We start from the raw sequence: 26,658 nt of genomic DNA, 5'->3' as shown, positions 1-26,658 counted from the left end.
AACCGGTCGGCCTTGCGTCACACAAGCCGACCGGCACTATCCGCCATTACCTTACCGCAGCACTAGCTTGCATTACCTTATCAATTTCATTAACAAAACTTTCAAGTGGTTCCTTCCACGTCCAGATTCTCGGATTGCGCTCCCGACCACCGTTCAGATAGTTCTGCGCAATGATCGCTGCCGCAACTGGGTCGCCAGTAACGTCGACCCCGAATGCTCGATGAGCAGGGTTATCAGACGCGATCACCGGCAGGCCCATTGCAAGTGCCTGACCAATGCCGAGGTTGTACCCTTCCCATCGCGAGAAATTCGCATAGAGATCGGCACCCGCATACAGATCCACCATTTCCTCGTCACTCACGTTCGCATGTACGCACACACCACGCGCGGTCATTTCAGCGATATCGTCTGCATCACCCTTGCCACACAAAACCAAAACTGTGCGCGCCGCCAAAATCGGATCGAGCAATTGGAGTGCCTCGTACATTTCAATATATTGATCAACTCCTTTATACAAGCGCTCTGCCGCGTGGAAACGGCAGACATTCAGGATGACAAATTTTTCATCCCAATTATTTTTCCTGCGAATTCGCGAGCGACGACTATTTGACTCTTGAGTCCATTGCCCCAGATGTTCATTTCCGAGCGGAATTACACCATCCGGCGGCGTAACGGCCTCTTGCGCCACAGCATTGGATATCGCGAACACCTTCGTACAGATTTCCAAGCTCAATGCCTTCTGATCAAGAATATCCTGACGCGCTTCCGCATCCGGAAACAGGTTGGGCGGAGGCTCGCCATAGTCGTAAGCAATCACTGGTGGAATATTGCCGGTCCAGCGCGCAACATCAAAGAACGGTGGCGTGTGAGCGACAATGACATCAATACCCATCTCCACCGCGATCGTAGCAGCGGACCTGGGATCACGTACGTCTACTTTCTGGCAACCGGCATATTCGAAGTCGTTCGCACCGAGGAACCCGGCAATGACAACGTCATAACCACGGGCCAGCAGCGCGCGCACCTGCAATTCGACGACGACTGCAACACCATGACCGCGCGCGTGCGTCGACGAGAGCATCATTACACAAGGGCGACGCGAAGCAATGAGATTGCTCCATACTGGACGCCGACGCGGCGCAAATGCCAGCTTGTAGGTTGACTCCATCGACAGATTCGACGAATAGTAAGGATCGCGCCACAGCCGATCACGATGAAGCGACCAAGCAATCCGCGCCTCCTTGCGAAGCAACTTCACCTTTTCTGGCTTGTCGTCATATCCCCGCGTCTTGCTTTCGTGATGAGTTACCAACGCCTCCGAAAAATAGATATTCCTTCTGCCACGCGCCAGCAGATCCAGACAAAACACGACATCGTTAAAAGCTACCCGCAGTTCCTCTCGCAGTCCGCCCACTTCATCGAACGCGGCCTTCGAAACCATCAGGCATGCGCCGGTCACTGCCGCAACCTCATGAGTTACATTTGCGAGCCCCCGGTATCCCCCCTCGTCAGGGCCAAGGAAGAGGTGAGCATGAGCAGCAACACCCTGAATTCCCAGCACGACGCCGGCATGCTGCACCGTACCGTCGCCGTAAAGCAACTTTGGCCCCACTGCTCCGACATCGGGCAACAGTGCGTACGCTGCCATCTTCTTGAGCCAGGCGGGATCAATGATTTCAGTATCGTTGTTGAGCAAGACAAGTAGCTCGCCCCGACAAGCACGCGCAGCGACGTTATTGAGTCTCGCGTAGTTGAACTCGCGAGGATCTCGCAGGATTCGAATCCTGCCTTCCCGCTCCGCCAAACTCATTCCATCTATTGTCACGGGATCGACTGACCCGTTGTCGATCACGATAACCTCGAGCTTGTTCTTTGGCCAATCTGTTTTCCGGAGACTATCGAGGCAAGGCCCGAGCAAATGCCATCCGTCGCGCGTCGGAATCAACACGCTGACGATCGGCAGAGAATCCGGCAACGCTGGCGGATCAACCGGAATCGGGTTGAACGTCGGCACCGCGTCATGGAATGTCACGTGCGGCACGTGTGTGATCGCACGCTTGTCGATCGACAATGCAATTTCCCGTGCGATCAGATTCAAACCAACTTCCTGATCGAACATGCGATGAGCGACTTCCGAATCCACGTCGTTCGACCAACGTAGTGCGACCATTTTTCCGAGAAGTAGCCCCTGCTCCGTCAGCAAGCGTGAGAAGTCAGGCTTGAACCATGGATCCTGTGGCAAACCACTTTCGGGTAGATGGTCTTCGTCGGAATATGCCAGCCGATACGTTTCACTTCGCAGCAGTGCATCAACTAGCACTCTGGGACCATGAGTACGAGGAATCGCTCCCGCGTCGATTAATAGCACAATCTGACCGTTATTCAATTCCGGTCGCGAGAACGAAAAGCGCGGATCATCTTCAAGCGATTGTGCGCACTTCTGTGCAAGCACAGCGTCTGCGTCAGGCTCCACCATCACAAAAGCGGTCCATTTCAAACCGATGATCTTTCGAAGCGCCTCCAGCGTTTCATTCCAGACCGTTGCCGCTTTCGCCGTCAATCGAACGATAACGACAATCTCAGGTATCGAATTGCACGTAGCCTCCATCGCAGCCAACACCTCTGCATCCGGCGTATCCATTCGCAACAACCACGATGAATAAGAAACCGTAACCGATTCGTGCGGTGCGAGCAGCGCAGTATTCGCTGGCACCGTCACCGGTTGAGGCGGCGGCAATGCACCACTCCCGCCCATACGCCGACGGAACGAATTCGAGAGCACTTGTTTGGCCGCGGGATCCCCAGACAGCACAGCCTTCCGTACCAACTGCATGCGCGCGTTCTGCAGGCTGGCCGAGCGTCGAGTCACCTCCACAATTGCTCTGACCGGCGCCGTCAGTTTCCACGCCTCTGACGAAAGCACCGCCCCAAGCCGGTGTTCAATCTCCGCTCTTTGAGCACTCTCTGCTGCGGCCAATTGCTCTGCAGCGGATACACGCTGCGTCAAATGCGCAATTTGCGTATCCTTCTCGCTAATTGATCGTGCGCGACTCGAGAGCAGCCCGGACAGCGCTTCGCGCATCTGGGTTTCCGCTTCCTGACCGGCAACAACGGCTCGCAGCGCGTCATCTCGCTCCTTCTGGACAGCTTCCAGCCGTTCTCGAGCGTCGCTCAAATGGGCTTCAGCTTCTCGCAAGCGTTGCACAAGCCCGCTTCTTTGTTCGCCCAACGACACATCGATCGACGTATCCGTTAGGCCGGCGTGTCGACGCAGTTCGTCGACCAGCATCCGGGTTCTCCGCAAATTTTCGCGGAGCGTGTTGTTCTCCGCGTCTACACGGAAGACGCGCTGATCTCCGTCCTTCATCGGGAATGCTTCTCCGGCCGCCGACGCGTTCGCCCTGCAGTTACCGGCGGCGGTTTGAGGAAACGCTGCAATGTACTGCTTCTTCAGCGATTCACAAATTTCCTCAAACCTCTTTTCGCCATCGATACCCTCCTCCAACTCCCACGTCTTCAATCGATCGATGATGTCATAGACGGCTCGCAGCAGGCCGACAGCGGCCGGATAGTCGCCGCGCCCTTGCGACTTCGACTTACCCGCCCAACCATCGATTCGAGCGTGCGCGTATGCAATCAGATCACTTCCTCCATCATCGTCTCTTGCACGATCTATGCGTGACGTATAACGATTCGACTTCTCGATCCATTGTTCTACGCTTGCGTGCGAGAGATGGTGCATGCAGACGCCCGATTCAGATGGAATAGCATAAACACGGTCTGTTTTCGGCTTAATCCCTCCATGCACAGTCGAGAGAATCTCTACGGAATCTTTCCGGAAAAATCTTGGTTGATGCTCAGGCCAGTAATAGGCTTGCTCGTCATGAATACCAAGAATATAATGTCGCTGCGGAAGCTGATATACATCAGCCCGCGGATTCAGCAATTCATTACGAAGATACTTTCCCGTCTCGACGCTCACGCATTCGTCATCGTCGAGGCACAGCACCCATTCATAAGCACATTGCGAAATAGCGAACTGGCGCGTGTCTTCGACGACAGGGGACCACGGAACAGAAATCGTGCGATGCGCAAGCGCCTGAGCAATCTCAAGCGTTCCATCCGTCGATGATTTGTCGACGACCAGCAATTCGTCAGCAAACGATAGCGCTCGAAGGCACGTCTCAATTAAGTTCGCGCGATTATATGAAATCACGAGCGCACTGATTTTTCCAGAGCGGTTCTCTCGATCGTCCAAAAACCCACCCTCAACATACTCGCTCATTAAATTTCCCACCGCAATAAATTTACCGCACACAAAGAATTCGGATACCGAACCCGATCCGCCATTGCATCTCGACTCCATGCACCACGCCTCCCCTTTGCCAAGGGGCCCGCGGCACGCTCGCTGAATCCATCGCGGTCCGGACTTCCCCCGACATGACCATGCGCCAACCACATGCGCTTGTCATGCCGGGGACTACGCCGCCACACTCTCGTGCCGGTCATTCTCATCGACCCACGGCTTGCGCACGCGCGGCGGGAAATTAGGACGGAAATCACCACCGCTTATGGTCAGATTCGGGTTATAGAACGGATCGTTCCTGATGACATCCGCCCAGATTCTGCGAAAGTTGTCGCACTCCTCAAGGAACTGCCGGCGGCGATCTTCGTTTGTCGGCAGTCCGAGGCTCGCCGATTCGTGATGGAAAAGCAGTGCACGCGGCGTCCATACATTCGCGTAACCCGCCTGTCCCAGACGCATGCCAAGATCCACGTCATTGAAGGCCACCGCGAAATTGACCTCGTCAAAACCCGAGACTTCGAGAAAGACTTCGCGACGCATCACCACGCACGCAGCCGTTACGGCCGAGTACCGCTGAGTACACGCGGCACGACCGAAATAGCCGAACGTTTCGCCTGGCTCTCCGACATGCGGATGCCCCGCAAGGCCGCCGATACCCACGACAACGCCACTGTGTTGGATCGTCCCGTTCGGATAAAGCAACTTGGCACCAACGGATCCAACTTCGGGGCGCAACGCGTGCCCGACCATTTCCCGCAACCAGTTCGGCTCGATCACTTCAATATCGTTGTTCACGAAAGCCAGCAACGGCGCATCCGTCCGGGTCACTGCCCAATTATTCAGCGCGGCAAAGCTGTACGGCTTATCGTAGTCGAGCAAACGCACCTTCGGCGATTGCCGCGCCTGCGCGAAATACTCCATCGTGCTCGCTTCCACACTGCGATTGTTCACGATGACGATTTCATAGTTCTCGTAGGTCGTTTTTTCGAGAATCGAGTCGACGGCAACACGCAGCAGTTCTACCTTGTCCTTCGTCGGAATGATGATCGCAACCTTCGGCTCAGGCGCAGGAACCGGCCATGTAACCTGGTAGTAGCCAAGATGCGGCTGACGTTTCACCGTCGCGCTCCGGCCGGTTCGCTCGAGATGCTCGCGAATCGCACGCTCCGCCGCCTCATACGGATACAGCTTCTCGGTCGTGGCGAGCGCGACAGAACCACTGATTGCCCGCCAGTGGTAAAGAATGAACGGAATATGCCTGATGCGCTCCGGCGTCGTTTGCTCGCTGAAGCGAAGTGTCACGTCGTAATCCTGGCTACCGTTGAACGCACTCCGGAAACCGCCAATCTCCCGCAGTATCGACGTGCGATATACCGCCAGATGCACCACCGCGTTCTGCGACAGCATCAGATCGTAGTTCCAGTCCGACTTGAACCACGGCTCGTAGCGCTTGCCCTGCTCGTCGATCTTGTCTTCATCCGAGTAGAGCATGTCGAGATCGGGCTGCTTGTTCAGTTCCACCGCTACCATATACAAGGCGTGCGCGGCTAGCTCGTCATCATGATCGAGCAGCGCGCTGAACTCGCCTGTCGCAAGCGACAACGCCGAATTGGTGGCTTCGGCAATATGTCCGTTCGTCTCGCGACGCAAATATCGGATTCTCGAATCCTGAGCTGCATATCGTTCGCAAATCCGCTGCACGTGCGGTTGCGGCGACGCATCGTCGACGAGGCACAGCTCCCAGTGATCGTAGAGTTGCTCACGGACCGACTCGATACATCGGATCAGGAACGGCTCGGGTGTGTCGTAGAGGGGAACCAGTACAGAAATGAGCGGACGATACGCTAGGCGCTGGATATGAGCGGCGATACCGGATTCGTCATCCTGCGACAACGTATCGTAACGTGCCACCCAATCACCGTACTCGTTTCCCGACTGGCCCGCCAAGGTATCGATCGTGCGATCCCTGAGGGCATGCCGCAGCGCGCCAACGACGCCACGCGCCTTGATTAGCCGCATAGCTTGCATGGCATACGGGAAAACCAACGCGGGCTTGTCGCGCAGCACGCGGATCACCGGCTTCATGCGCCGCCACGCCAGCGAAAGCCTTGACATGGGTTGAATCGAGAACCGCTTGATCCTGAAACGTCCGGGGCAACTCATCGGATCGAGGCGAATCGCCCGTACATTCGCCGGAAATACGATCATCGCACCCGGCGCCGACAACGACGATGCAGGTAACGCCTGCGCAAGCTCCGGTGAAAAGCCGGTGCCGGCATCGAAATAGAACGTCGGCGCAATAACGCCGCTCTCGACTTCGACCTCGAGCGTGACGAGGTTCCACCCCGCCGAGATTCGAGCGCTGCCGAAATCAAGCAGAAAATACGGATCCGACTCGGTGGCAACCCACCACGGCCCGTCAGGCGTCAAATCATGCGCCGGTTTGAGTGTCGGCTCGATCATGTGAGTCATTTTTGAGTTGACGAGTTGCGGGACGGACTATCGCTACCGGGAATCTGGGCAAACAGGTCGCTGACCGTCAGATCGAAACGCTGCATCGAACAATCGACGGCGACACGCTTAAGCGCGTTCGCCCGCACCGCATTCCACAACGCCTCGTCGCTGTACAACCGTACGCACGCGTCGGCATACGCATCGGCATCATCCTCTGCCAGCAGATGTACACCGGACTCCCATCCGAGTTGTTCGGCAATCAATCGGGTGGTCACCATTGGAACACCATACGATGCCGCACTATGCGCCTTTAGCGGGATGCCTGCGGCGATTCGAGTCGGGGCAATGACGACCCGCGCAGCGTCATACCATGGTTCGAGTTCATCGACTCGGCCGACAAGATGCACCGATCGATCCTTCAATGCGAAAACACTGGCTGCCCGGTTGTAGCCGACGATGTGGAGCTTAAGATCGGCACCCAGTTTCTCGAGAACCCTCGGCCAGATTTGCGTGACGAACCAGCGCAGGGAATCGGCATTGGGTGATTTATCGTCGTGAATTCCGCCGACGAACAGGAAGTCGGCACGTTGCGCGAACGCACGCGGTGTCGGCGTCGGCTCGATCGCATGGCCGAGCACGTAGACGGGGCCCACGCCATGCGATTCGAATTGACGCTTCTCGGCTTCGGAAACGGAAATAATCGCCTTGGCCGGACGGGTCAGCGCAATTTCGTCTGCAATTAGCTTGCGTGCTTCGTCTGACGACACTGTCTCGCCAGACAGTTTGCGCTCCAACAGTACGCGCGACGAAAACAGCGATTCCGCGTCGTAAATGATGGTCGCGTTGCTCACCCAGGGTGACTTGCCTTCGTTGGTCGCCCCGAGGAACGCTTTCATGTTGTGCGGACGACAAACCACGATCGCGTCGTAGTAGCCTGCACGCTCCTTCAGGAACTGAGGAAGCTCTCGCGCAGAATAGTCGCGCATCACTTCAACGGAAGCTGGCACCGTGCGCCGGATTGCCGACCAGCTCTCTTCGTGGCGAAACATCGGGAAGAGCGTGATGTCCGATCCTGCCGTTTCCAGTGCGCACAGAAGCTCGAGTGCGCGCGGGTAACCGGCGCCCAGGTTTTCATGCGGGACACGATCTTCAATAAAGAGGAGTCTTTTCCGGCTACTGCGCACTGCTCGCGCCCACAGGATCTTGTCCAGCGCCACCTCGCGCTGCTCCCGAAGCCAGTCCGCGTGCCGCTCGCGGAAAAGTGCATGGTTTCTTTGCTGCAATTGCAATGCTTGGTCACTGGTCGACGCACTACCAAATTCATAATGCAGGATGACGACGTCCGGATCGAACACCACGCGGCGCCCCGACTCCCATAGCCGCAGACAATAGTCCGTTTCCTCGTAATAGGCTGGCGCATAGCGTTCGTCGAACGCATTGAGGCATTCGAACAATTGCCGCGGAGTCAACAGGAACGCTCCCGAGCAATAGTCGACATCGCGGCGGAACATGTATTCCGCCCCATCAGGTGCGGCACCTCGGCCGTAGCCCGTGCATGCACCGTTTTGCCAGACTACGGATCCGGCCTCCTGCAATGATCCGTCCGGCAGAATGATTCGACCTCCAACTGCCCCGACATCGCCTTCCGCCTCGCAAAGTGCCACCGCTGCCTCCAAGGAGCCAGGCATCAGGAGTGCATCGTTGTTAAGGAACAGCAGATACTTTCCGCGCGCCTCCTTCGCAGCCCGGTTGGTGCCTCTCAGGAAATGCAAATTCTCGTTGCTGCGGATGATCGCCGCGCCCTCGATCCGATCAAGAAGCCGTGAAGTCGCATCGGTCGATGCATTATCCAGGATGATCACTTCCGCCCTGATCTCGCTGCTCCCCAGGACCTCAGCTATCGATGCCAGGCATGCATAGCTCAACTCGACGCTGTTATACAAGATCAGCAGGATACTGACGTCGGGTTCGGCATGCTGCTTGAAACGCAGCATGCCACTCGAGGTCAGAAATGCGTCGAATCGGACCTTGAATCCCGCACGCATCGCCGTCTTTGCATCGCCCCCCTGGCCGGCATCGGAAGCGCGCGATGCCTTCATCGACGATCCGCCGGAGCCGGAAACACCGGTGGACGAACGCACGAGCGGGCTCACCGCTCCTGCACCGCGAAGTCGTGAAATCACGGCTCGCATCGGTGCCGTCACGCGCCAGGACGTGGAACTCTGGAATGATTGAATGATTTGATCGCGCTCGCGCAGTTCACTCTCCATCAGGCTGTGCAGTTGCCCTTCGTGCGCGCTGCGCTGCTGCGCAAGCTTTGCTTCCAGCCGCTCGACCTCGGATGAAAGGCGCTCGCATTCTGCTTTGCTTGCCGCCCGAGACGATTGCTCTTCGCGTGCTTGTGCCAGATCTGCCTCAAGCGCAACGACACGTTCGTCGAACCACGCCTTGGCTGCCTGTCCGTCATGCGACAGGCGCGCGATCTCACTGCTCAGGTTACGGGCATGCCTGTCGAGATCGATTACCTGAACCTGGCGACGAAATGCTTCGCCGCGCGCCGCGAACATCGCACGAATCGTCGACGCGGCCGCCGGATCGTCACCCAACTCGATCAGTTTGGCAATCAGCGGCGCACTCTCGGCGCCTGTGCACAGCAAGCCGAGTCCCTCGGAATTATCGAATTCGAACGAAGGGTATTTCGCAGACAGTTCCTGCCAGAGCTGCCACACGCCGAATCCGCGCTCGCGGACGTTGATATCGTGGAACAGGACAACCGCTCGATCCGAGAGTGCGTCGGACCATGTATCGAAATCATGCTTGACTGCCTCGTAGGTGTGCAACCCGTCGATATGAAGCAGATCGATCTCTCCCTGGGGATGGCTCGGGAAGTAGCCCCTCGCTTCGTCGAACGTCATTCTGAGCAGCTTCGAAAAACCCGCATAGTTCAGATCGTTGAACGTCGAAATGCTCTCGAAGACATCCTCGTCGTAATGGCCAGCATGCTCGTCGCCTTGCCACGTATCGACGGCAAAACAGCGAGTCGATAATCCGTACTGCGAAACTGCCTGGCAGAAAGCCGAGTATGAGTTACCGCTGTGGGTACCCAATTCCACCAACACGCGCGGCTGTATCGCTTTCACAAGCCAGAATGCAGTCGCGATGTGCCCTGCCCACGCGCCGGGAGAGACGAGCCGGCGCGGCTCCCAGAACAGCTCACCGTCGATGCCAAGGGCTTCGACGATCTCCGGGAGCGAATATTGACTAGTTGTATTTTTCACTTGATTCCTTCGTAGTCAGACGACCGTGCCGCCCCCGCCAGCAATCGTTCCTGTGTTCAGATGAACGCAATGCACACTGCTATAGCTCAAGTCTTGCCATGCTCCGTCGTGCCGCGGAGCGGCCGCCGCGACGCAGCATGCGCGCTTATACAGGCTTGATGTCTCGCCCGTAATTGTCTTCAAAGCGCACGATGTCATCCTCGCTCAAATAAGCTCCCGACTGAACCTCGATCAGTTCGAGCGGGATCTTTCCCGGGTTCTCCAGCCGATGCTTCGCACCGAGCGGGATATAGGTCGACTGATTCTCCGTCAGCAGCAATTCGCGCCCGCCGTTCGTCACTCGCGCCGTGCCGCGCACGACAATCCAGTGTTCGGCGCGATGATGATGCATCTGCAGGCTGAGCGACGAGCCCGGGTTCACGATGATCCGCTTCACCTGGAAACGCTCGCCTTGATCGATGCTTTCATAGGTACCCCATGGGCGCACAACCTTGCGATGCGTTACCGATTCATGTCGCCCCGACGCGTTCAGTCGCTCGACAATCGTCTTCACGCGCTCGGTCTCGCTCCGATGAGCAACGAGTACCGCATCCGCCGTTTCAACGACGATCGTGTCCTTCAACCCGATGGCGGCTACCATCCGGTGGTCAGCACGGATATAGCTGTCCGTCACATCTTCCGCGATCACATCGCCCGACAACGCATTGCCGTCCGCGTCTTTCTTGGTAATGTCGGCGAGCGCGGACCACGAGCCAATATCGCTCCAGCCCATACCCGACGCAATAACCATTGCCGCGCGGTCGGTTTTTTCCATCACGGCATAATCAATGGAGATGTCGGGACACAAGGCAAACGCTTGCGCGTCCAGTCGTATGAAGTCCTCATCGCGCCGAGCTTGTGCAACCGCTTGCTCGATGTTTGCCCGCACCGCCGGCGCATAACGGGCCAGATCGTCCAGATAGGCTGATGCCTTGAGCATGAACATGCCGCTGTTCCAGTAGTACCCACCCTGGTCCAGGAAGCGTCCCGCCGTTTCTGCATCGGGCTTCTCTGTGAATCCGTCGACGCGGCACGCTCCGTCGAATCCGTCCAGCGCCGTGCCGCTGCGGATATAACCGTAGCCGGTATGAGGGCTCGTCGGCTCGATACCGAAAGTCACGAGATAACCTTCTCGCGTGATATCCGCTGCAGTCGACGCCAGATTCGAAAACATGTCGGTGTCGAGGATGACGTGGTCCGACGGCAAAACCATCAGCACCGCATCCGGCGAACGCTCGACAGCAATCAACGCGGCCGCGGCAACCGCCGGCGCCGTATTGCGCTTTGCCGGCTCGAGGACGATGGCCTCCGGTTCGACACCGATGCCCTGCAACTGGTCTGCGACCAGAAAGCGTTGATCCTGGTTTGCGATGACAATCGGCTCGACCACGCCCGCAATACCGGCCAGCCGCCGGACCGTTTGCTGGACGAGTGTGTACTCCCCCGTCAGCCTCAAGTACTGCTTGGGATATCCGCCGCGCGACATAGGCCACAAGCGGGTGCCGCTACCCCCGCACAAAATGACAGGATAGATGTTCACGTCAACTCCATTCTCTCCGGTGCCTCGTCAATGACCTGATCGACAGTTCACTTCGTGCACCATTGCCACCGGTTTCCGCAAGCCTAAGCGAGCGGAGCCACCCGAGGAGGCCAGGCAAGACTGAAATCCTCACGATCGAGGGTCAGGTTGGGGCTATAGCAAGGATCATCCCGCAACATCTTGCCCCAACGCTGCGTCATATGTGTGGTTTCGCGCTGAAAGCGCTGCTGGTTGGCGGGATCGGTTTCCGGACCGCGTGTCGCGGATTCGTGGTGATACAACTCGGCAAACGGCGTCCATACGTTCCGGTAGCCTGCCTCGCGAACGCGCAAGCAGAAATCGACATCGTTGTAGGCCACGGCCAGATTATTCTCGTCCAGCCCCCCTACCGCCTGGTAAATCGACGTGCGTACCAGCAGGCAGGCAGCCGTCACCGCCGAGAATCCACTGACGAGACCGGCACGCCCGAAGTACCCGCGCGTCGTCCGTGGAACGTGCTTGTGCGCGTTGCCGGCGACGCCGAGGATTCCCAACACGAGACCCGCATGTTGCACGGTATCGTTTGGATACAACAATTTTGCGCTGACCGCCCCCACTCCGGGCTGCAGCGCCAGGCCAGCCATGCTGGACAGCCAGTCCGGAGAAATGACTTCGACGTCGTTGTTGAGCAAACAGACGAACTCGCCGCCGGCAGACGCAACCGCGGCGTTGTTCAGCGCCGAATAATTGAACGGTCGATCGTCCCTCAAGACCCGAATTTTAGGGTTCTCGACGAGGGATTCGAAATAATGCAACGCTTCCGGGTCATCGGAGCCGTTGTCAACAATCAGGATTTCGTAATTTTCGTAAGTCGTGCGCTCGAGGATGCTGCCGATGCATTGGCGCATCAGATGCACTGCATTACGTGTCGGAATGATCAGCGTAATGAGCGGCAACTGCACCGGCAGCGCGTACCGGACACGATAGCCATATCCGATGTATTCGGCATGCGCTGCAACATTCAGCCTGCCGAAATGCTCGTTGATGGACTTTTCGCCGACCACCGCCGCATAGGGCTTGGCTTCCACACCGCTCGACGTGCTGGTCGAATGAATACGCCAGTGATACAGCACGCGCGGAATATGATGAATGGCATTCGCGTCGACACGCTCGATGCAACGCAGCGCGAGATCGTAGTCCTGCGACCCTTCGTAGCCGATGCGAAACCCGTCGACCTCGTCCAGCAATGCCTTCTGGTAGACGCCGAGATGGCTGAACATGTTCTGCGAATGGAACAGATCCGGGTTCCACTGACATTTGAAGTACGGATCCCGACGTTTGCCACCTTCGTCGATCTTGTCCTCGTCCGAATAAATCAGACGGATGGACGGGTTTTGCTCGATCGTATCCGCCACGCAGTAGAGCGCGTGCTCCGGCAGAAGGTCGTCGTGATCCAGCAATGCAACCCACTCCCCAGTTACCAGACCGAGCGCGCTGTTCGACGCCGCGGAAATATGGCCGTTCGTTTCACGGAACACCACCTTGATCCGCGAGTCCAGTGCGGCATAGCGCTCGAGCAGCGGACGAATTGCCGGATCCGGTGAGCGATCGTCGGCGATGCACAGTTCCCAATGCGGATAGATCTGCCCGCGCACCGATTCAATCGCTTCCGCCAGCCATTCTGGACGGGGGTTGTAGACCGGCATCACGACCGAAATCAGCGGTGCCTTTGCAAACTCGCCAATACGACGCCCAATCGCCGCGCGCATGGCGTCGTCGATCCGGTCATGACGACTTATCCAGTTAGCATAATCCTCGGGATCGATCGCGCCAGGCGCCCCGGCCATCATCCACGTGAGCTTGCGCTTGACCCCGCCGAACCCTTCACGGCGATAGACGGCATAGCCCTGGCGCAACATGGCGCCAAGGTTCCTTCCCCCGGTGATCCGGCCTACGAGCGAACTGACTTTTGACAATGTCATCTGGATAACGGAGAGACTCAGGCTACTGCCGCCTCGTACTGCGACACGACCTCATCTGCCGGACCGAATGCACGAACCCGGCCCCGCTCCATCCACAGCGCCTTGTTGCAGACCTTGCGGATTTCGCTGTTCGAATGCATCGCCAGGACGACGATCTCGGCGCGACTATGCAGATCCGCCAAACGCGCTTCCGCCTTGTGCATAAACGACGCGTCGCCGACACCCATCACTTCGTCGAGCAACAGGATCTCAGCATCAACCGCGGTAGACACGGCGAATGCAAGTCGAACCCGCATACCACTCGAATAGGTACGAATCGGCAAATCGAGATAGTCGCCGAGCTCGCAGAACTCCGCGATATCCTGCTGCTTCTTCCGGATCTCGGCGTCGGACATCCCGAGTAGCAGCCCCCTTAGACGAATATTTTGCATACCGGTGGAGTTTTCATCCATGCCGAGACTGATATCCAGCAACGGTACGGCCTTGCCGCTGCGCGACACGGTACCGGCTGTCGGCGGGTAGATGCCCGCCATCACACGCAACAACGTCGACTTTCCCGCGCCGTTGTGTCCGATCAGTCCAATGCGATCGCCACGCTCGAAACGGACGTTGACGTCGTCAAGCGCGCGCACGACGATCACGCCGTCGCTGCCCTCGGCAATGCGATTGCGCCGCCCCATGCGCATGACCTGCTTCTTCAGCGAGCGTCCCTGCACGTCATAGATCGGCAAATCGAGCGTTACGTTCTTCAAATCGATATAGGCCACGATGTGCTCCTCAAACCCAGTACGGGATACGTTTCACATAACGACCGGTCAGCCACAACGCGACAATCCAGCCTACTGCGGCCATGCCGGCCGTCACCCCCCACGTCAGCGCACTCGGCGCCTGCCCGATCAGCGGACCGCGTACGACATCGATCAGATAGGCGAGCGGATTCCACTCGACGATGAAGGTATAGCGATTCAATGCGTTGGGACGAAAGATGATCGGCGTCACGTAGAACGCAACCTGCAGCAATGCCGAGATGATCTGGGGAAGATCGCGAAAGCGTGCGGACAGCAAGCCGACCGTCATCGCAATCCAAAGAATGTTCAGGATGTATAGCAGCAGGCCGGGAATAAATAACGGCAGGGTTTCCCAGCTTTTCACCCCGAACACTACCAGGAGCACGACGATGATCACGGCGTTGTGAGTCATCACGATCAGGTTTCGCCACACCACCTGCAGCATGTAGATCAGCTTTGGCGTCGCCATTTGCCTGATGTATGACGCGCTGTTGATATAGGCAACACTACCGTCCTGAATCGTCTGCGAAAGCAGCCCCCACATCACAAGACTCGCTGCCAGAAACGGCAGGTACGCATGCATGTCCTGACCGAAGAGCGTACCGTAGACGACGCCCAACGACCCGATCATGACGCCCATGCTGATCGTCAGCCAGAACGGACCGACCCGCGAGCGCGCATAGCGCTGCCGGATTTCCAGCCAGCCGAGCAGTGTCCATAACCGCCAGGACACGATGCTTTGTTTAAGGTCTGAGATTGCGACAGTGAGCATGCGATTCTTCAATATTAAATAGTTAGACGACAGATCCTGGAATCCGCCGTAATCGATGGATTACAGCTCCCCCGAGCGCCCGGACAACCCGTGCCAGATTCCAAGAAGCGAAAGTCGCAGGTGCGCCATTCGTGGCTGCATGAACAATACGTAGATCGCCAGCCGAAACGGCATCTTGACCAGTTCGGTCGACTTCCAGCTCCACGGCACGTAGGAACGCCGGATCAGTGCGATCGCGTTGCGGAACAGATAATAATGCCGAACCGCGCTGTGCCCCGGGTAGCTTCGGCCGAACACCTTCACCGGCTCGCCGCCGAGTTCGTGCGTCAATCGCAACGCAGGCGCCCCGAGTACCGAATAGCCTTTCGAACGTGCACGGACGCACCATTCGAGATCGACGAAGTCGATGAACAGCGAGTCGTCCATCGGACCGATGTCGCGCCAGGTCTCGAGATTCACGCACGATCCCGATGTAATCAGGAAATCGACGGCGATCGGTTTTACGCCGTCGGGCTGAACGCGGTGCAATTTCAAGTAGCCGAAGCGAACGAACGGCGCGACCCCGCCCAGCCGCGCATCCTCGTATGCGGGCCCGACCAGCGCCACGCGATGATTGCGCGTGCGCTCGGCCGCCAGCGTCCGGGGTAGTTCAACCAGCAATTCGCCGGACGGTTCGCTATCCTGATCGAACAGCAATGCCGACGTACAGCCTGCCTCGATCAGGCGCTCGACCCCCTGGTTGAGCGCCGTCGCGATACCGAGGTTCGCGCCGTTGGCGACATAGTCAACCCGTGTATCCAGCCCGAGCGCCTCCGGCGTGGACACGCTCTCCGTGTTGTCGATCACCACGCACGGACACACCGTGGCGAGCCGGTTCGCACGAGCCACACAACCGCTATCCGGCCGGTAGAACACGATCACGACACCAGCCCGCTCCTGATTCGCGGATGTCTGATTCAAGTTACTCACTCAGGCACAGCTTCAGCGCATCGGCCCAGTCCGGCAACCGCAACCCGAATACTTCGGTCAGTTTGTCGTGCGACAGTCGCGAATTGGACGGACGCTTGGCGGGTACCGGGTAATCGCTTGCCGGAATCGGCACGACCTTCGGCGCACGTTCACCCATCGCATTCGCAAAAATGGCTTCGGCAAAACCGTGCCACGATGTCGCGCCGGCCGACGTCAGGTGATAAACGCCGGAACGCTGCGCCCACCAGTCCGCGCTATCGGCCGCCAGTCCCTGCGCAACGATATGCGCGGTCGCGGTGGCGATCGTCTTCGACCACGTCGGCGCGCCGACCTGATCCGCGACGACGCGCAGCTCCGGACGCTCGCTGCCAAGCTTCAGCATCGTCAGCAGGAAGTTCTTGCCACGCCGGCCGTACACCCAGCTCGTCCGCAGAATCAGGTGCGCACACCCCGTCGCCGCGATGGCCTGCTCGCCTTCGAGCTTGGTCAGCCCGTACACATTCTGCGGATTGGTGGCGTCCGTCTCGACATAGGCACCCTCTTTGGTACCGTCGTACACGTAGTCGGTCGAGTAATGAATCAGCGCTGCGCCGAGGCGCGCCGCCTCCTCCGCAAAGGCACGCGGCACGTCGGCATTCAGGCGGCGCGCACCATCGACATCCGCCTCGGCCTTGTCGACCGCCGTGTAGGCGGCCGGATTCACGATGATCGACGGTTTCAGTTCGCGCACGACGCTGCGCACCCGATCGAGGTCGGACAGATCGAGCATCGAACGATCGCACGCCACCACGCGGCCGAGGCCTTGCAGCGAACGCAGCAGCTCGAATCCGACCTGCCCGTTCACGCCCGTCACGAGGATCGTCGGTTCAGGAGTCACACCCACCTCACGCATAGACTTCTGCTTCGCTCAACCGCTTCCCTGCCGCATCCTTCGCCGCAAGCAGCGGCTCGAAATCGATCGGCCACTCGATCCCGATCTCCGGGTCGTTCCACACGATGCTGCGCTCGTGTTCCGGAAACCAGTAGTCGGTCGTCTTGTAGAGGAATTGCGCGGCCTCCGACAACACGACGAAACCATGTGCGAAACCGGGTGGTACCCAAAGCTGCCGATGGTTGTCGTTCGACAGGATGACCCCCACCCACTTGCCGAAGTTCGGCGAATCCTTGCGAATGTCGACAGCGACGTCGAACACTTCGCCCTCGACCACACGAACGAGCTTGCCCTGCGCGTGCTGGATCTGATAGTGCAGCCCGCGCAGCACACCCTTCGACGAGCGCGAGTGGTTGTCCTGAACGAATTCGACACCGGGGGCGACCTGCTCGGCGAATTCCTTGCCGTTGAAGCTCTCGTAGAAGAACCCGCGCGCGTCGCCGAATACCTTCGGCTCAATGATCTTGACTTCGGGCAGCGCCGTTGCCGTTACTTGGATGGCCATGCGACTTGATCCGTAAGAATGTTCTTGAGGTACTGACCGTATGCATTCTTCGCGAGCGGCTGTGCAAGCTTCAGCACTTGCTCCGCGTCGATCCAGTTGCGGCGATATGCGATTTCTTCCGGACACGCGACCACGAGACCCTGCCGCTTCTGCAGCGTCGCGATGAAACTGGCTGCCTCGATCAGCGAATCGTGCGTGCCGGTATCGAGCCACGCATAGCCGCGCCCCATGATCTCGACGTTCAGCGCGCCGCTGTCGAGATAGCGCGAGTTGACGTCGGTGATTTCCAGCTCGCCGCGCGGCGACGGCTTGATGTCGGCCGCGATATCGCAGACGCGGTTGTCATAGAAGTACAGGCCGGTCACCGCATAGTTCGAACGCGGCTTCGTCGGCTTCTCCTCGATCGACAGCGCGCGGAACGCCTTGTCGAATTCAACGACGCCGTAACGCTCCGGATCGTGCACGTGATACGCGAACACGGTCGCACCGGTTTCCTGCGCATGCGCGCGTTCGAGCTGCTTCGCGAGGTCATGCCCGTAGAAGATGTTGTCGCCGAGAATCAGCGCCGACGGATCGTTGCCGACGAACTCCTTGCCGATGATGAACGCCTGCGCGAGACCGTCGGGCGACGGTTGTACCGCGTACTGGATGTTCATCCCCCACTGGCTGCCGTCGCCGAGCATCGACTCGAAGCGAGGCGTGTCCTGCGGCGTCGAGATGATCAACACGTCGCGAATACCCGCGATCATCAGCGTCGACAGCGGGTAATAGATCATCGGCTTGTCGTACACCGGCAGGAGCTGCTTCGATACGACGTGCGTGATCGGATACAGCCGCGTACCGGAACCACCGGCGAGAATGATGCCTTTGCGTGCCATCGCTTCCCTCCTCAGGCGCGTTTCGCGTAGTTCGTCTCGACCCATTTGCGGTACTCGCCCGATGCGACTTCATCGGCCCAGACCTGGTTGTCGAGATACCAGTCGACCGTCTTTGCCAGTCCGGTCTCGAACGTTTCCGCAGGCTTCCAGCCGAGCTCGCGCTCGAGCTTGCGCGCATCGATCGCATAGCGACGATCGTGGCCGGGCCGGTCCGTCACATAGGTGATCTGGTCACGGTACGAACCTGCTGCCTTCGGGCGAGCCTTGTCGAGCAGGTCGCACAGCGTATGCACGACTTCGAGGTTCTTCTTCTCGTTCCAGCCGCCGACGTTGTACGTCTCCCCGGGCACACCGCGCGCGAGCACTTCGCGGATCGCGCTGCAGTGGTCGCCGACATACAGCCAGTCGCGCACGTTCTGGCCGTCGCCATACACCGGCAGCGGCTTGCCCGCGAGCGCATTCGCGATCATCAGCGGAATCAGCTTTTCGGGGAACTGGTACGGGCCGTAGTTGTTCGAACAGTTCGTCGTCAGTACCGGCAGACCGTACGTATGGTGGTACGCGCGCACCAGATGGTCGGAACCCGCCTTCGTCGCCGAATACGGGCTGTTCGGCGCATACGGCGTCGTCTCGGAGAATTGCGGGTCAGTGGCCGACAGCGAACCGAACACTTCGTCGGTCGACACGTGCAGGAAGCGGAACCCCGCCTTGTCGGCGTCGTTCAGGCCATTCCAGTACTGGCGGGTAGCCTCGAGCAGCGTGAACGTGCCGACGACGTTGGTCTGCACGAAGTCCGCGGGACCATGGATCGAGCGATCGACGTGGCTTTCCGCGGCGAAGTGCAGCACGGCGCGGGGCTTGTGCTCGGCAAGGAGCGCGTCCAGCGCGTCACGATCGCAGATGTCCACGCGTGCAAACACGTGCTTCGGATTCCCGTCCAGCGACTGCAGCGTGCGCAGGTTCCCTGCATACGTCAGCTTGTCAACGTTGAGCACGGCTTCGTCGGATGCGCGCAGCCAGTCGAGTACAAAATTGGCACCGATAAAACCCGCGCCGCCCGTAACCAGGATCATGAGGCTCCCTCAAATAGTGTGCGGCAGACGCCATCGGGCGCCGGCCACATCAGATTCGCAAATGCTAGTAACTTGTGATCGCTACGTCAGACCGGGAATTTTAACCGGTCGACATGGCCTCCAAAGTCATGAAATGCTAATTTTGTTGGGGAAAGCGACAATTATAGGGAGCCGCCCCCTGCAAAAGCCATGCCGCTAACAACTTGATACAGCGCTTCGAACCCTTTCCGAACATGAAATTTCTTGCCAAATCAGCTGACTTTTGCGGAACAAAAATTGCGCAATTCCGTATTGAATGAATGATTTTCCCCACGTTATCGACGCTCGCAAAATCCGCCGCTCCATGACCCGCACCCCCATCGCCATCGGCGACATCCAAGGCTGTCATTCCGCTTTCCAGTCTTTGCTTGAAAAGCTTTCAGCCTCCGCCGACACCCCGCTGTGGATCGCCGGCGACGTCGTCAACCGCGGCCCGGACTCCCTCGCCTCGCTGCGTGCGCTCGTCGACCTCGGCCCGCGCGCGACCGTCGTGCTCGGCAATCACGACCTCCACCTGCTTGCGGTCTCCGCCGGCCTGCGCACCGAACGCCCGGGCGACACCATCGGCGAGATCCTCGACGCACCCGACGCCGACGCGCTGCTCGACTGGGTCCGCCACCGCCCGTTCGTGCATGCGGAGAACGGAATGCTGCTCGTGCACGCAGGCGTGCTGCCGCAATGGGATGCGACGCTCGTGCTCGAACTCGCCGACGAACTCCAGCGCGCGCTGCGCGCGCCCGACTGGCGCGACACCCTGCAGAAGCTGTACGGCAACGAGCCGAACCAATGGAGTCCGGATCTGAAGAAACGCGACCGGATGCGCGTCGCGTTCAACGCCTTCACACGCGTGCGTTTCTGCACGCCCGACGGTGCGATGGAATTCAAGGCGAACGGCGGCCCCGACAGCGCGCCGCCCGGCTACCTGCCGTGGTTCGACGTACCGGGGCGCCGTACGGAGGACGTGACGATCGTATTCGGGCATTGGGCCGCACTCGGCCTGATGTTGCGCGACAATGTCGTCGCGCTCGATTCAGGCTGCGTATGGGGCAACCGGTTGTCGGCCGTGCGGCTGACCGCCGACCCGGCGCAGCGCACGGTCACGCAGGTGCAGTGCGAAGCATGCGGCACGCAGGGCGAATGAGTGCCGACCCATCGCACGACACGGCATGAACGTTCCGGAACCGAGCCTCGACTTCGCACGGTAAATTCCGATAAGTACGCGCTATCCGGACACCGAGGACATCGATGAGCAGCCTGCCGCCCGACTTTTCCGCCGAAGCCTATCTGCAGTTGCATCCTGACGTACGCGCTGCGGGCGTGGATCCGGCGCAGCACTATCTCGAGCACGGCAAACGCGAAGGCCGCCGGTACTTGCCGGCAACATGCGTCCGCCGGGAAGCGCTGCCCGGCGAGCCCGGCTTCCGGCCGCTGCCGCTGATCGTCATTTCGTACAACCGGGGTGCAATGCTCCGGCGCGTCGTCGCGTCATACCAGCGGCAGAGCGTACCCGTGGAGATTGCCGTCCACGACAACGGCAGCCGTGATCCGGACACGCTGCGCATACTCGACGAACTCAGGTGTGACGGAATCCGCGTGTTCAGGCGGGAAGCCATTTCGGATGCCAACGACCTGAATCTCGTCGATGAAACCGTGTCGGCGGTGTTTTCGTCCCGGGAACCGGGCCCGTATATCGTGACGGACTGCGACATCGACCTCGCCGCATCGAGCACCGACGCGATCACGGTCTATCTCGAGTTGCTGAACGCGTTTCCGGACATCGAGTGTGCCGGGCCGATGCTGAAAATCGACGACATCCGCAGGAGCTACCCGCTGTTCGGGCGTGTGATGAACCGCCATATCAGCCAGTTCTGGCACCATTGTCCCGAAATCGGCATGATCGGCAGCCGGGAGATTGCTTACCTGCGCGCGCCGATCGATACGACCTTCGCCGTGCATCGCTCGGCACAGCCGTTCCGGCGCCTGAAGTCGGGCATGCGCGTGTATACGCCGTTCGACGGCCGCCATCTCGACTGGTATCCGCACGAGCAGCAGAACAACGGCCGTCCCGCGTCGGACGTCTACCAGCGCGCATCGTCACCGGAGATTTCCCACTGGGACAATCTCGCGTACCTGAGCGCGTATTCATCCGAACAATCGGAATACGACGACTATGTCGTCGTCAGGCAGCTCGCATCCGGGACCCTCGAGATTGCTACGCGGCGCATCGCCGACCATCCGGACTGACCGCCCCGCCTCCCGCACGCATCAGCCCTCGCGCCCCGGCACCGGTTCATCGGCCGCCGCCTCACCCGCCGCACCGCCACCAACCTCGGTCGCCGGATACGCATGCTTCTGCAATTCCGCGAGCGACTCGGCCGTCGGCTTGCCGACGTTTGCCTGCAGCTTCGCGAGCGCCGCCCCGATCGCGTCACGCGCCGCCGCGGACGTCGCCCGCCGGTCGCCGCCCGGCGCGATCGGTTCGCACACGTAAAGATGCGCGACGATCGGGCCGCCGCGCAACACCATGTCGAGCGACTTGCCAAGCGCCAGCTCGCCCGTGTAGGCCGGCGCGACCGACTGCCGCTGCTGCGCGTCCTCGTACATCAGGCAGATCGGCTGCACCGCGCAGCCGGCCGATACCGCGGCCTGGAACAGATTCGCGTGGAACGGCAGCAGTTCCTGCCCGTCGGTCGTCGTCCCTTCCGGAAACACGCACATCAACCCGCCGCTGCGCAGGCGCTCGGCCATCTCGTGCATGACCCGCATCGCCTCGGTGCGCTTCTCGCGCTGCAGGAACACCGTGTCGAGCTTCTCGGCGAGCCAGCCGACGACCGGCCACTGCCGCACCTCGGCCTTCGACACGAACGGCGTCGGCCGCCACGCGTTGACCGTATAGATGTCGAGCCACGATACGTGATTGCCGACCACGAGCGCGCTCGCATCGAGCCGCGCGCCGTCGTTGTGGACGACGAGGCGCATCCCGCAGATCCGCAGCATCTTGAGCGACCAGCGGCGCGTCATCTCGGCGCGCCGCGCGGGCGTGACATGCGAAAAACGCAGCGCGACGATCACCATGCCGCGCAACAGGTGAAAGACGAGACGCAGCTTGCGAATGGCGGTCATGGCGAGGGTCCGGCGTGGTTCAGTGGCGCTCGAACGCGACCTGCCCGGCGACGAGCGTCGTGCGCACGCAGGCGGGCAGTTCGTAGCCGAGGAACGGCGAGTTGTGGCCCTGGCTCTTCAGCGCACGCGGCTCGACGCGCCAGTGCGCGCGCGGGTCGAACACGCACAGGTCGGCCGTGCCGCCTTCGGCCAGGCGGCCGGCCGGCAGCTTCAGCACGTCGGCCGGTGCGGACGTGATGCGGCGCAGCGCCTGCGCAAGCGGCGTGCGCGTCTCGTCGGCCCACTTCAGCGTCAGCGACAGCAGCAGTTCGAGCCCCGTCGCGCCCGGCGTCGCTTCGCCAAACGGCAGCAGCTTCTCGTCGTCGTCGACCGGCGTGTGGTCGGAGCAGATCGCGTCGATCGTGCCGTCGGCGAGCGCCACGCGAATCGCTTCGCGATCGCGCTCGCTGCGCAGCGGCGGATCGAGCCGGAACTGCGAGTCGAAGTAGCCGATGTCGACGTCGATCAGGTGAATGTGATTCACGCCGACGTCGCAGGTCACGGGCAGCCCCTCGGCCTTCGCCTCACGCACGAGCGCAAGGCCGGCCGCCGACGACAGCCGCGCGAGGTGCACGCGTGCGCCCGTCACGCGCATCAGTTCGAAGATCGTATGCAGCGCGATCGTCTCGGCTGCAACCGGCACGCCGGACAGCCCGAGCCGCGACGCCAGCGCGCCGCTCGCGGCAACGCCGCCGCGGCCGATGAATGCGTCTTGAGGGCGCAGCCACGTGGTGTAGTCGTAGGTGCTCGCGTACTGCAGCGCACGCAGCAGCACCTGCGTGTCGCGCACCGGCACGTTGGCATGCGTGAAGCCGACGCAGCCGGATTCGGTCAGCGCGACCATCTCGGTGATCACTTCACCCTTGAGGCCGACCGTCAGCGCGCCGAGCGGATGGACGTTCGCCTGGCGCAGGTTGCGCGCGCGGAACTTGAGCATCTCGACGAGGCCCGGCTCGTCGAGCACGGGGTCGGTATCCGGCGGGCACACGAGGGTCGTGACGCCGCCCGCGACGGCTGCGGCCATCTCGGACGCGAGCGTCGCCTTGTGCTCGTAGCCGGGCTCGCGCAGCCGCGCGCACAGGTCGACGAGGCCGGGCGCGACGATCAGGCCCGATGCGTCGATCGTCCTGTCCGCGTTGAAACCGGCCGGCGCCGTGCCGAGTGCGGCGATCTTGCCATCCGCGACGAAAACGTCGGCCTGCCGCTCGGTGCCGGCGACCGGGTCGATCAGCGTGCCGCCTTTGATATGAATCTTCATGCGCTGTGTATGAATGCGTTGAATGCGTTGAATGCCGGAATGAGGATGCGCGAAAGCGTGCTCAGTCGCTGTTGCCGGCGACGATGCCCATCACCGCCATCCGCACGGCGATGCCGAACGTGACCTGGTTGAGGATCACCGACTGCGGGCCATCGGCGACCTGCGAATCGATCTCGACGCCGCGGTTCATCGGGCCCGGGTGCATCACGATCGCGTCGGGCGCGGCGAGCGCGAGGCGCTCGGGAGTCAGGCCCCAGGTCTTGAAGTATTCCTGTGCGGAAGGCAGCAGCGCGCCGCTCATCCGCTCGTTCTGCAGGCGCAGCATGATGATCACATCGACGCCCTTCAGCCCTTCGTCGAGGTTGTGGAACACCTTCACGCCCATCTGCTCGAGGCCGCCGGGCAGCAGCGTGCGCGGGCCGATCGCGCGCACTTCCGGCACGCCGAGCGTGGTGAGCGCGTGGATGTCGGAGCGCGCGACGCGCGAATGCAGGATGTCGCCGACGATCGCCACGCGCAGCTTCGTGAAGTCGCGCTTGTAGTGACGGATCGTGTACATGTCAAGCAGGCCCTGCGTCGGGTGCGCATGGCGGCCATCGCCGGCGTTGATCACGTGCACGTGCGGTGCGCAGTGCTCGGCGATCAGGTACGGCGCGCCGCTCGATGCGTGACGCACGACGAACAGGTCGGCATGCATCGCCGACAGGTTGTTGATCGTGTCGAGCAGCGATTCGCCCTTGCTCGTCGACGACGCATTGATGTTCAGGTTCAGCACGTCGGCCGACAGGCGCGTCGCGGCGATCTCGAAGGTCGTGCGCGTGCGCGTCGAGTTCTCGAAGAACAGGTTGAACACGGACTTGCCGCGCAGCAACGGCACCTTCTTCACTTCACGGTCCGTCACGCTGACGAACTGCTCGGCCGTATCGAGGATGTGGTTGACGATGGAGCGCGGCAGGCCCTCGATCGACAGCAGGTGCTTCAACTCGCCGTTTTTCGTGAGCTGCGGGTTGCCCTTCAGGAAGCCGTAGCGGAACCGGTCGGGGCTCGCGGCCGCAGCAGGATTGCCGGTGCGGCCAGTGGTGTCGGTGGTCATGGTGTGCGTGATTCCAACTATGCAAACGGGCCGCGGTGCAAACCAGCGGCCCGGGATACGGTTCGCGTGTCGTTCAGGCGCCGTGCGCCTCGACGCGCAGCGTGAACTGCGCATCGTCGCGCGCGAGCACGAGCGTCGCGCCGGCCGGCACGTCGAGCGCGCCGCCCGCGAAGCGCGCGGCGACCGGCAGCTCGCGGCCGCCGCGATCGGCGAGCACGGCGAGCTCGACCGCGGCCGGGCGGCCGTAGTCGAACAGCTCGTTGAGCGCCGCACGCACGGTGCGCCCGGTGTACAGCACATCGTCGACGAGCACGATGCGCGCGCCGTCGACTTCGAACGGCAGCGACGTCGGGCTGGCCTGGCTGTGCAGCCCCTTCTTCGCGTAATCGTCGCGGTGCAGCGCGACGTTCACGACGCCGAACGCCGGCGCGCCGAGATCGCGCGCGAGGCGCTCGGCAAGCCATGCGCCGCCGCTGTGAATGCCGGCGAGCCGCGGGCCGCCCGGTTCGGCGAAAGCCGTGCCGTACGCGGCACGGATCTGGTCGAGCAGGACGCGGTAAAGCGCCTCGGCGTCAATGGTGCTCATGGTCGGACAATTGATCGAGATACTGTTGAAGGATGACGCGCGCGGCCTCGGCATCGAGCATCTCGGCGCGTGCGCGGCCGCGCACGTTGCGCTCGCGCAGCCCGGCCTCGGCCTCGACCGACGAATAGCGCTCGTCGACCCACGTGACCGGCAGCCCGAAGCGGCCGTTCAGCTGGTTGCCGAAGCGCTTCGCCTGCTGCGTCATGTCGTGCGGCGTGCCGTCCGGATGCATCGGCAGGCCGACGACGAGCGCGTCCGGCCGCCATTCGGCCAGCAGGTCGCCCACCGCCTTGAAGCGGTGTTCGCGGTTCAGGTTCTGGATCACGACGAGCGCGCGGGCCGAGCGCGTGAGCGCATTGCCGACCGCGACGCCGATACGCTTTTCGCCATAGTCGAACGCGAGGAGCGTCGCATCGCGCGCGCTCGCGCCACTCATGCGTGCCCTGCTTCGCCGGACAGCATCGACGAGCTGACGCCGAGCAGGCCGAGTGCGGCTTCGAAGCGCTCTTCGGCCGGCGTGTCGAACACGATGCGCGGATCGGCGGCCACGGTCAGCCAGCCGTTGCGGGAAATTTCTTCCTCGAGCTGCCCTGCCCCCCAGCCCGCGTGGCCGAGCGTCAGCAGGAAGCGTTTCGGGCCAGTGCCCGTCGCGACCGCCTCGAGCACGTCCTTCGACGTGGTCATCTCCAGCCCACCCTCGACGGACATCGACGAGTTGTAGCTCGCGCCCTCCACCGGCTCGTGCAGCACGAAACCGCGCTCGGTCTGGACCGGGCCGCCGAAGTACACCGGAATGTGCAGCAGCGGCTCGATGTCGAGCTTCAGGTCGATGCGGTTGAACAGCGATTCGAGGTCGATATCGGTAGGACGATTGATGACGAGGCCGAGCGCACCGCGCTCGCTGTGATCGCAAAGATAGACCACCGTTCCCGAAAACGTCGGATCGGCCATGTTCGGCATGGCGATCAGGAACTGGTTGGTGAGATTGATGCGATCGGAAGGCTTTGACATGGTTTGAATTTTAGC

Annotated in this window: 20 protein-coding genes; 2 read left to right on the top strand and 18 right to left on the bottom strand. The window is 60.8% G+C overall.

Annotated features, from left to right (window positions below; translation table 11 throughout):
• Nucleotides 1-46: 46 nt before the first annotated feature.
• From B7G54_RS14080 to rfbB, 12 genes are all read right to left on the bottom strand, one after another.
• Nucleotides 47-4,366 carry a glycosyltransferase gene (locus tag B7G54_RS14080; protein WP_085039625.1) on the bottom strand — a complete coding sequence of 1,440 codons (4,320 nt, stop codon included), beginning with the start codon at nucleotides 4,364-4,366 and terminating at the stop codon, nucleotides 47-49.
• A 114-nt stretch (nucleotides 4,367-4,480) separates the two neighbouring features.
• The gene (locus tag B7G54_RS14075; RefSeq protein WP_085039624.1) at nucleotides 4,481-6,778 is read right to left on the bottom strand and encodes a glycosyltransferase family 2 protein; all 2,298 of its coding nucleotides are present in this window, start codon (nucleotides 6,776-6,778) and stop codon (nucleotides 4,481-4,483) included.
• Nucleotides 6,775-10,038: a class I SAM-dependent methyltransferase gene (locus B7G54_RS14070; RefSeq protein WP_085039622.1), complete on the bottom strand. Its 3,264-nt coding sequence runs from the start codon at nucleotides 10,036-10,038 to the stop codon at nucleotides 6,775-6,777. Before B7G54_RS14070 ends, B7G54_RS14075 begins: the two co-directional genes overlap by 4 nt.
• 145 nt (nucleotides 10,039-10,183) lie before the next feature.
• On the bottom strand, nucleotides 10,184-11,617 hold the full coding sequence (locus tag B7G54_RS14065; protein ID WP_085039621.1) for a mannose-1-phosphate guanylyltransferase/mannose-6-phosphate isomerase: 1,434 nt from the start codon (nucleotides 11,615-11,617) through the stop codon (nucleotides 10,184-10,186).
• Between the two features lie 83 nt (nucleotides 11,618-11,700).
• Nucleotides 11,701-13,578, bottom strand: a complete 1,878-nt coding sequence (locus tag B7G54_RS14060; RefSeq protein ID WP_085039620.1) for a glycosyltransferase family 2 protein — start codon at nucleotides 13,576-13,578, stop codon at nucleotides 11,701-11,703.
• Between the two features lie 17 nt (nucleotides 13,579-13,595).
• Nucleotides 13,596-14,345 carry an ABC transporter ATP-binding protein gene (locus B7G54_RS14055; RefSeq protein WP_085039619.1) on the bottom strand — a complete coding sequence of 250 codons (750 nt, stop codon included), beginning with the start codon at nucleotides 14,343-14,345 and terminating at the stop codon, nucleotides 13,596-13,598.
• A 10-nt stretch (nucleotides 14,346-14,355) separates the two neighbouring features.
• Nucleotides 14,356-15,138 carry an ABC transporter permease gene (locus B7G54_RS14050; protein ID WP_085039618.1) on the bottom strand — a complete coding sequence of 261 codons (783 nt, stop codon included), beginning with the start codon at nucleotides 15,136-15,138 and terminating at the stop codon, nucleotides 14,356-14,358.
• A 60-nt stretch (nucleotides 15,139-15,198) separates the two neighbouring features.
• Nucleotides 15,199-16,098 (bottom strand): glycosyltransferase family 2 protein, encoded by a 900-nt coding sequence (locus B7G54_RS14045; RefSeq protein ID WP_425266482.1) that lies wholly within the window; start codon nucleotides 16,096-16,098, stop codon nucleotides 15,199-15,201.
• Between the two features lies 1 nt (nucleotide 16,099).
• The gene (gene rfbD / locus B7G54_RS14040) at nucleotides 16,100-16,999 is read right to left on the bottom strand and encodes a dTDP-4-dehydrorhamnose reductase (RefSeq protein ID WP_085039616.1); all 900 of its coding nucleotides are present in this window, start codon (nucleotides 16,997-16,999) and stop codon (nucleotides 16,100-16,102) included.
• The gene (gene rfbC, locus B7G54_RS14035; protein ID WP_085039615.1) at nucleotides 16,992-17,543 is read right to left on the bottom strand and encodes a dTDP-4-dehydrorhamnose 3,5-epimerase; all 552 of its coding nucleotides are present in this window, start codon (nucleotides 17,541-17,543) and stop codon (nucleotides 16,992-16,994) included. The genes rfbD and rfbC overlap by 8 nt, the downstream gene beginning before the upstream one ends.
• Nucleotides 17,528-18,421 (bottom strand): glucose-1-phosphate thymidylyltransferase RfbA, encoded by an 894-nt coding sequence (gene rfbA / locus B7G54_RS14030; protein WP_085039614.1) that lies wholly within the window; start codon nucleotides 18,419-18,421, stop codon nucleotides 17,528-17,530. Before rfbA ends, rfbC begins: the two co-directional genes overlap by 16 nt.
• A gap of 11 nt (nucleotides 18,422-18,432) precedes the next feature.
• Nucleotides 18,433-19,494 carry a dTDP-glucose 4,6-dehydratase gene (gene rfbB, locus B7G54_RS14025; protein ID WP_085039613.1) on the bottom strand — a complete coding sequence of 354 codons (1,062 nt, stop codon included), beginning with the start codon at nucleotides 19,492-19,494 and terminating at the stop codon, nucleotides 18,433-18,435.
• A gap of 343 nt (nucleotides 19,495-19,837) precedes the next feature.
• On the opposite strand from rfbB, the gene B7G54_RS14020 reads away from it, so the two are divergent.
• Together B7G54_RS14020 and B7G54_RS14015 are read left to right on the top strand one after the other, a co-directional pair.
• Nucleotides 19,838-20,674, top strand: coding sequence for a symmetrical bis(5'-nucleosyl)-tetraphosphatase (locus B7G54_RS14020; RefSeq protein ID WP_085039612.1), 837 nt, complete (start codon nucleotides 19,838-19,840; stop codon nucleotides 20,672-20,674).
• Nucleotides 20,675-20,778: 104 nt separating this feature from the next.
• Entirely contained in the window at nucleotides 20,779-21,777 is a 999-nt protein-coding gene (locus B7G54_RS14015; protein ID WP_085039611.1) for a glycosyltransferase family 2 protein, read from the top strand.
• Between the two features lie 21 nt (nucleotides 21,778-21,798).
• On the opposite strand, the gene B7G54_RS14010 is transcribed toward B7G54_RS14015, so the two are convergent.
• The 6 genes from B7G54_RS14010 to B7G54_RS13985 all read right to left on the bottom strand — a co-directional run bounded on the left by B7G54_RS14010 (nucleotide 21,799) and on the right by B7G54_RS13985 (nucleotide 26,643).
• Entirely contained in the window at nucleotides 21,799-22,656 is an 858-nt protein-coding gene (locus tag B7G54_RS14010) for a lysophospholipid acyltransferase family protein (protein WP_085039610.1), read from the bottom strand.
• A 19-nt stretch (nucleotides 22,657-22,675) separates the two neighbouring features.
• Nucleotides 22,676-23,953, bottom strand: a complete 1,278-nt coding sequence (locus B7G54_RS14005) for a dihydroorotase (protein ID WP_085039609.1) — start codon at nucleotides 23,951-23,953, stop codon at nucleotides 22,676-22,678.
• A 61-nt stretch (nucleotides 23,954-24,014) separates the two neighbouring features.
• The gene (locus tag B7G54_RS14000) at nucleotides 24,015-25,046 is read right to left on the bottom strand and encodes an aspartate carbamoyltransferase catalytic subunit (protein ID WP_006476735.1); all 1,032 of its coding nucleotides are present in this window, start codon (nucleotides 25,044-25,046) and stop codon (nucleotides 24,015-24,017) included.
• Nucleotides 25,047-25,119: 73 nt separating this feature from the next.
• Nucleotides 25,120-25,632, bottom strand: coding sequence for a bifunctional pyr operon transcriptional regulator/uracil phosphoribosyltransferase PyrR (gene pyrR / locus B7G54_RS13995; protein ID WP_059529249.1), 513 nt, complete (start codon nucleotides 25,630-25,632; stop codon nucleotides 25,120-25,122).
• Nucleotides 25,619-26,068: a Holliday junction resolvase RuvX gene (gene ruvX, locus B7G54_RS13990; RefSeq protein WP_011351144.1), complete on the bottom strand. Its 450-nt coding sequence runs from the start codon at nucleotides 26,066-26,068 to the stop codon at nucleotides 25,619-25,621. The genes pyrR and ruvX overlap by 14 nt, the downstream gene beginning before the upstream one ends.
• On the bottom strand, nucleotides 26,065-26,643 hold the full coding sequence (locus B7G54_RS13985; RefSeq protein ID WP_011351143.1) for a YqgE/AlgH family protein: 579 nt from the start codon (nucleotides 26,641-26,643) through the stop codon (nucleotides 26,065-26,067). The genes ruvX and B7G54_RS13985 overlap by 4 nt, the downstream gene beginning before the upstream one ends.
• Nucleotides 26,644-26,658: the final 15 nt, after the last annotated feature.

It is taken from the genome of Burkholderia puraquae (genome assembly GCF_002099195.1).
GTDB lineage: Bacteria > Pseudomonadota > Gammaproteobacteria > Burkholderiales > Burkholderiaceae > Burkholderia > Burkholderia puraquae.
The sequence above is the reverse complement of the archived record's forward strand: the minus strand, read 5'-3'. Positions and strand labels throughout refer to the sequence as shown.

What these genes read in the sequence shown, in the direction of transcription:
- B7G54_RS14080 (WP_085039625.1), bottom strand. Translation starts at nt 4,366, where the DNA reads ATGGAGTCGAGATGCAATGGCGGATCGGGTTCGGTATCCGAATTCTTT.
- B7G54_RS14075 (WP_085039624.1), bottom strand. Translation starts at nt 6,778, where the DNA reads ATGACTCACATGATCGAGCCGACACTCAAACCGGCGCATGATTTGACG.
- B7G54_RS14060 (WP_085039620.1), bottom strand. Translation starts at nt 13,578, where the DNA reads ATGACATTGTCAAAAGTCAGTTCGCTCGTAGGCCGGATCACCGGGGGA.
- B7G54_RS14050 (WP_085039618.1), bottom strand. Translation starts at nt 15,138, where the DNA reads ATGCTCACTGTCGCAATCTCAGACCTTAAACAAAGCATCGTGTCCTGG.
- rfbD (WP_085039616.1), bottom strand. Translation starts at nt 16,999, where the DNA reads ATGCGTGAGGTGGGTGTGACTCCTGAACCGACGATCCTCGTGACGGGC.
- rfbC (WP_085039615.1), bottom strand. Translation starts at nt 17,543, where the DNA reads ATGGCCATCCAAGTAACGGCAACGGCGCTGCCCGAAGTCAAGATCATT.
- rfbA (WP_085039614.1), bottom strand. Translation starts at nt 18,421, where the DNA reads ATGGCACGCAAAGGCATCATTCTCGCCGGTGGTTCCGGTACGCGGCTG.
- rfbB (WP_085039613.1), bottom strand. Translation starts at nt 19,494, where the DNA reads ATGATCCTGGTTACGGGCGGCGCGGGTTTTATCGGTGCCAATTTTGTA.
- B7G54_RS14020 (WP_085039612.1), top strand. Translation starts at nt 19,838, where the DNA reads ATGACCCGCACCCCCATCGCCATCGGCGACATCCAAGGCTGTCATTCC.
- B7G54_RS14015 (WP_085039611.1), top strand. Translation starts at nt 20,779, where the DNA reads ATGAGCAGCCTGCCGCCCGACTTTTCCGCCGAAGCCTATCTGCAGTTG.
- B7G54_RS14010 (WP_085039610.1), bottom strand. Translation starts at nt 22,656, where the DNA reads ATGACCGCCATTCGCAAGCTGCGTCTCGTCTTTCACCTGTTGCGCGGC.
- B7G54_RS14005 (WP_085039609.1), bottom strand. Translation starts at nt 23,953, where the DNA reads ATGAAGATTCATATCAAAGGCGGCACGCTGATCGACCCGGTCGCCGGC.
- B7G54_RS14000 (WP_006476735.1), bottom strand. Translation starts at nt 25,046, where the DNA reads ATGACCACCGACACCACTGGCCGCACCGGCAATCCTGCTGCGGCCGCG.
- pyrR (WP_059529249.1), bottom strand. Translation starts at nt 25,632, where the DNA reads ATGAGCACCATTGACGCCGAGGCGCTTTACCGCGTCCTGCTCGACCAG.
- ruvX (WP_011351144.1), bottom strand. Translation starts at nt 26,068, where the DNA reads ATGAGTGGCGCGAGCGCGCGCGATGCGACGCTCCTCGCGTTCGACTAT.
- B7G54_RS13985 (WP_011351143.1), bottom strand. Translation starts at nt 26,643, where the DNA reads ATGTCAAAGCCTTCCGATCGCATCAATCTCACCAACCAGTTCCTGATC.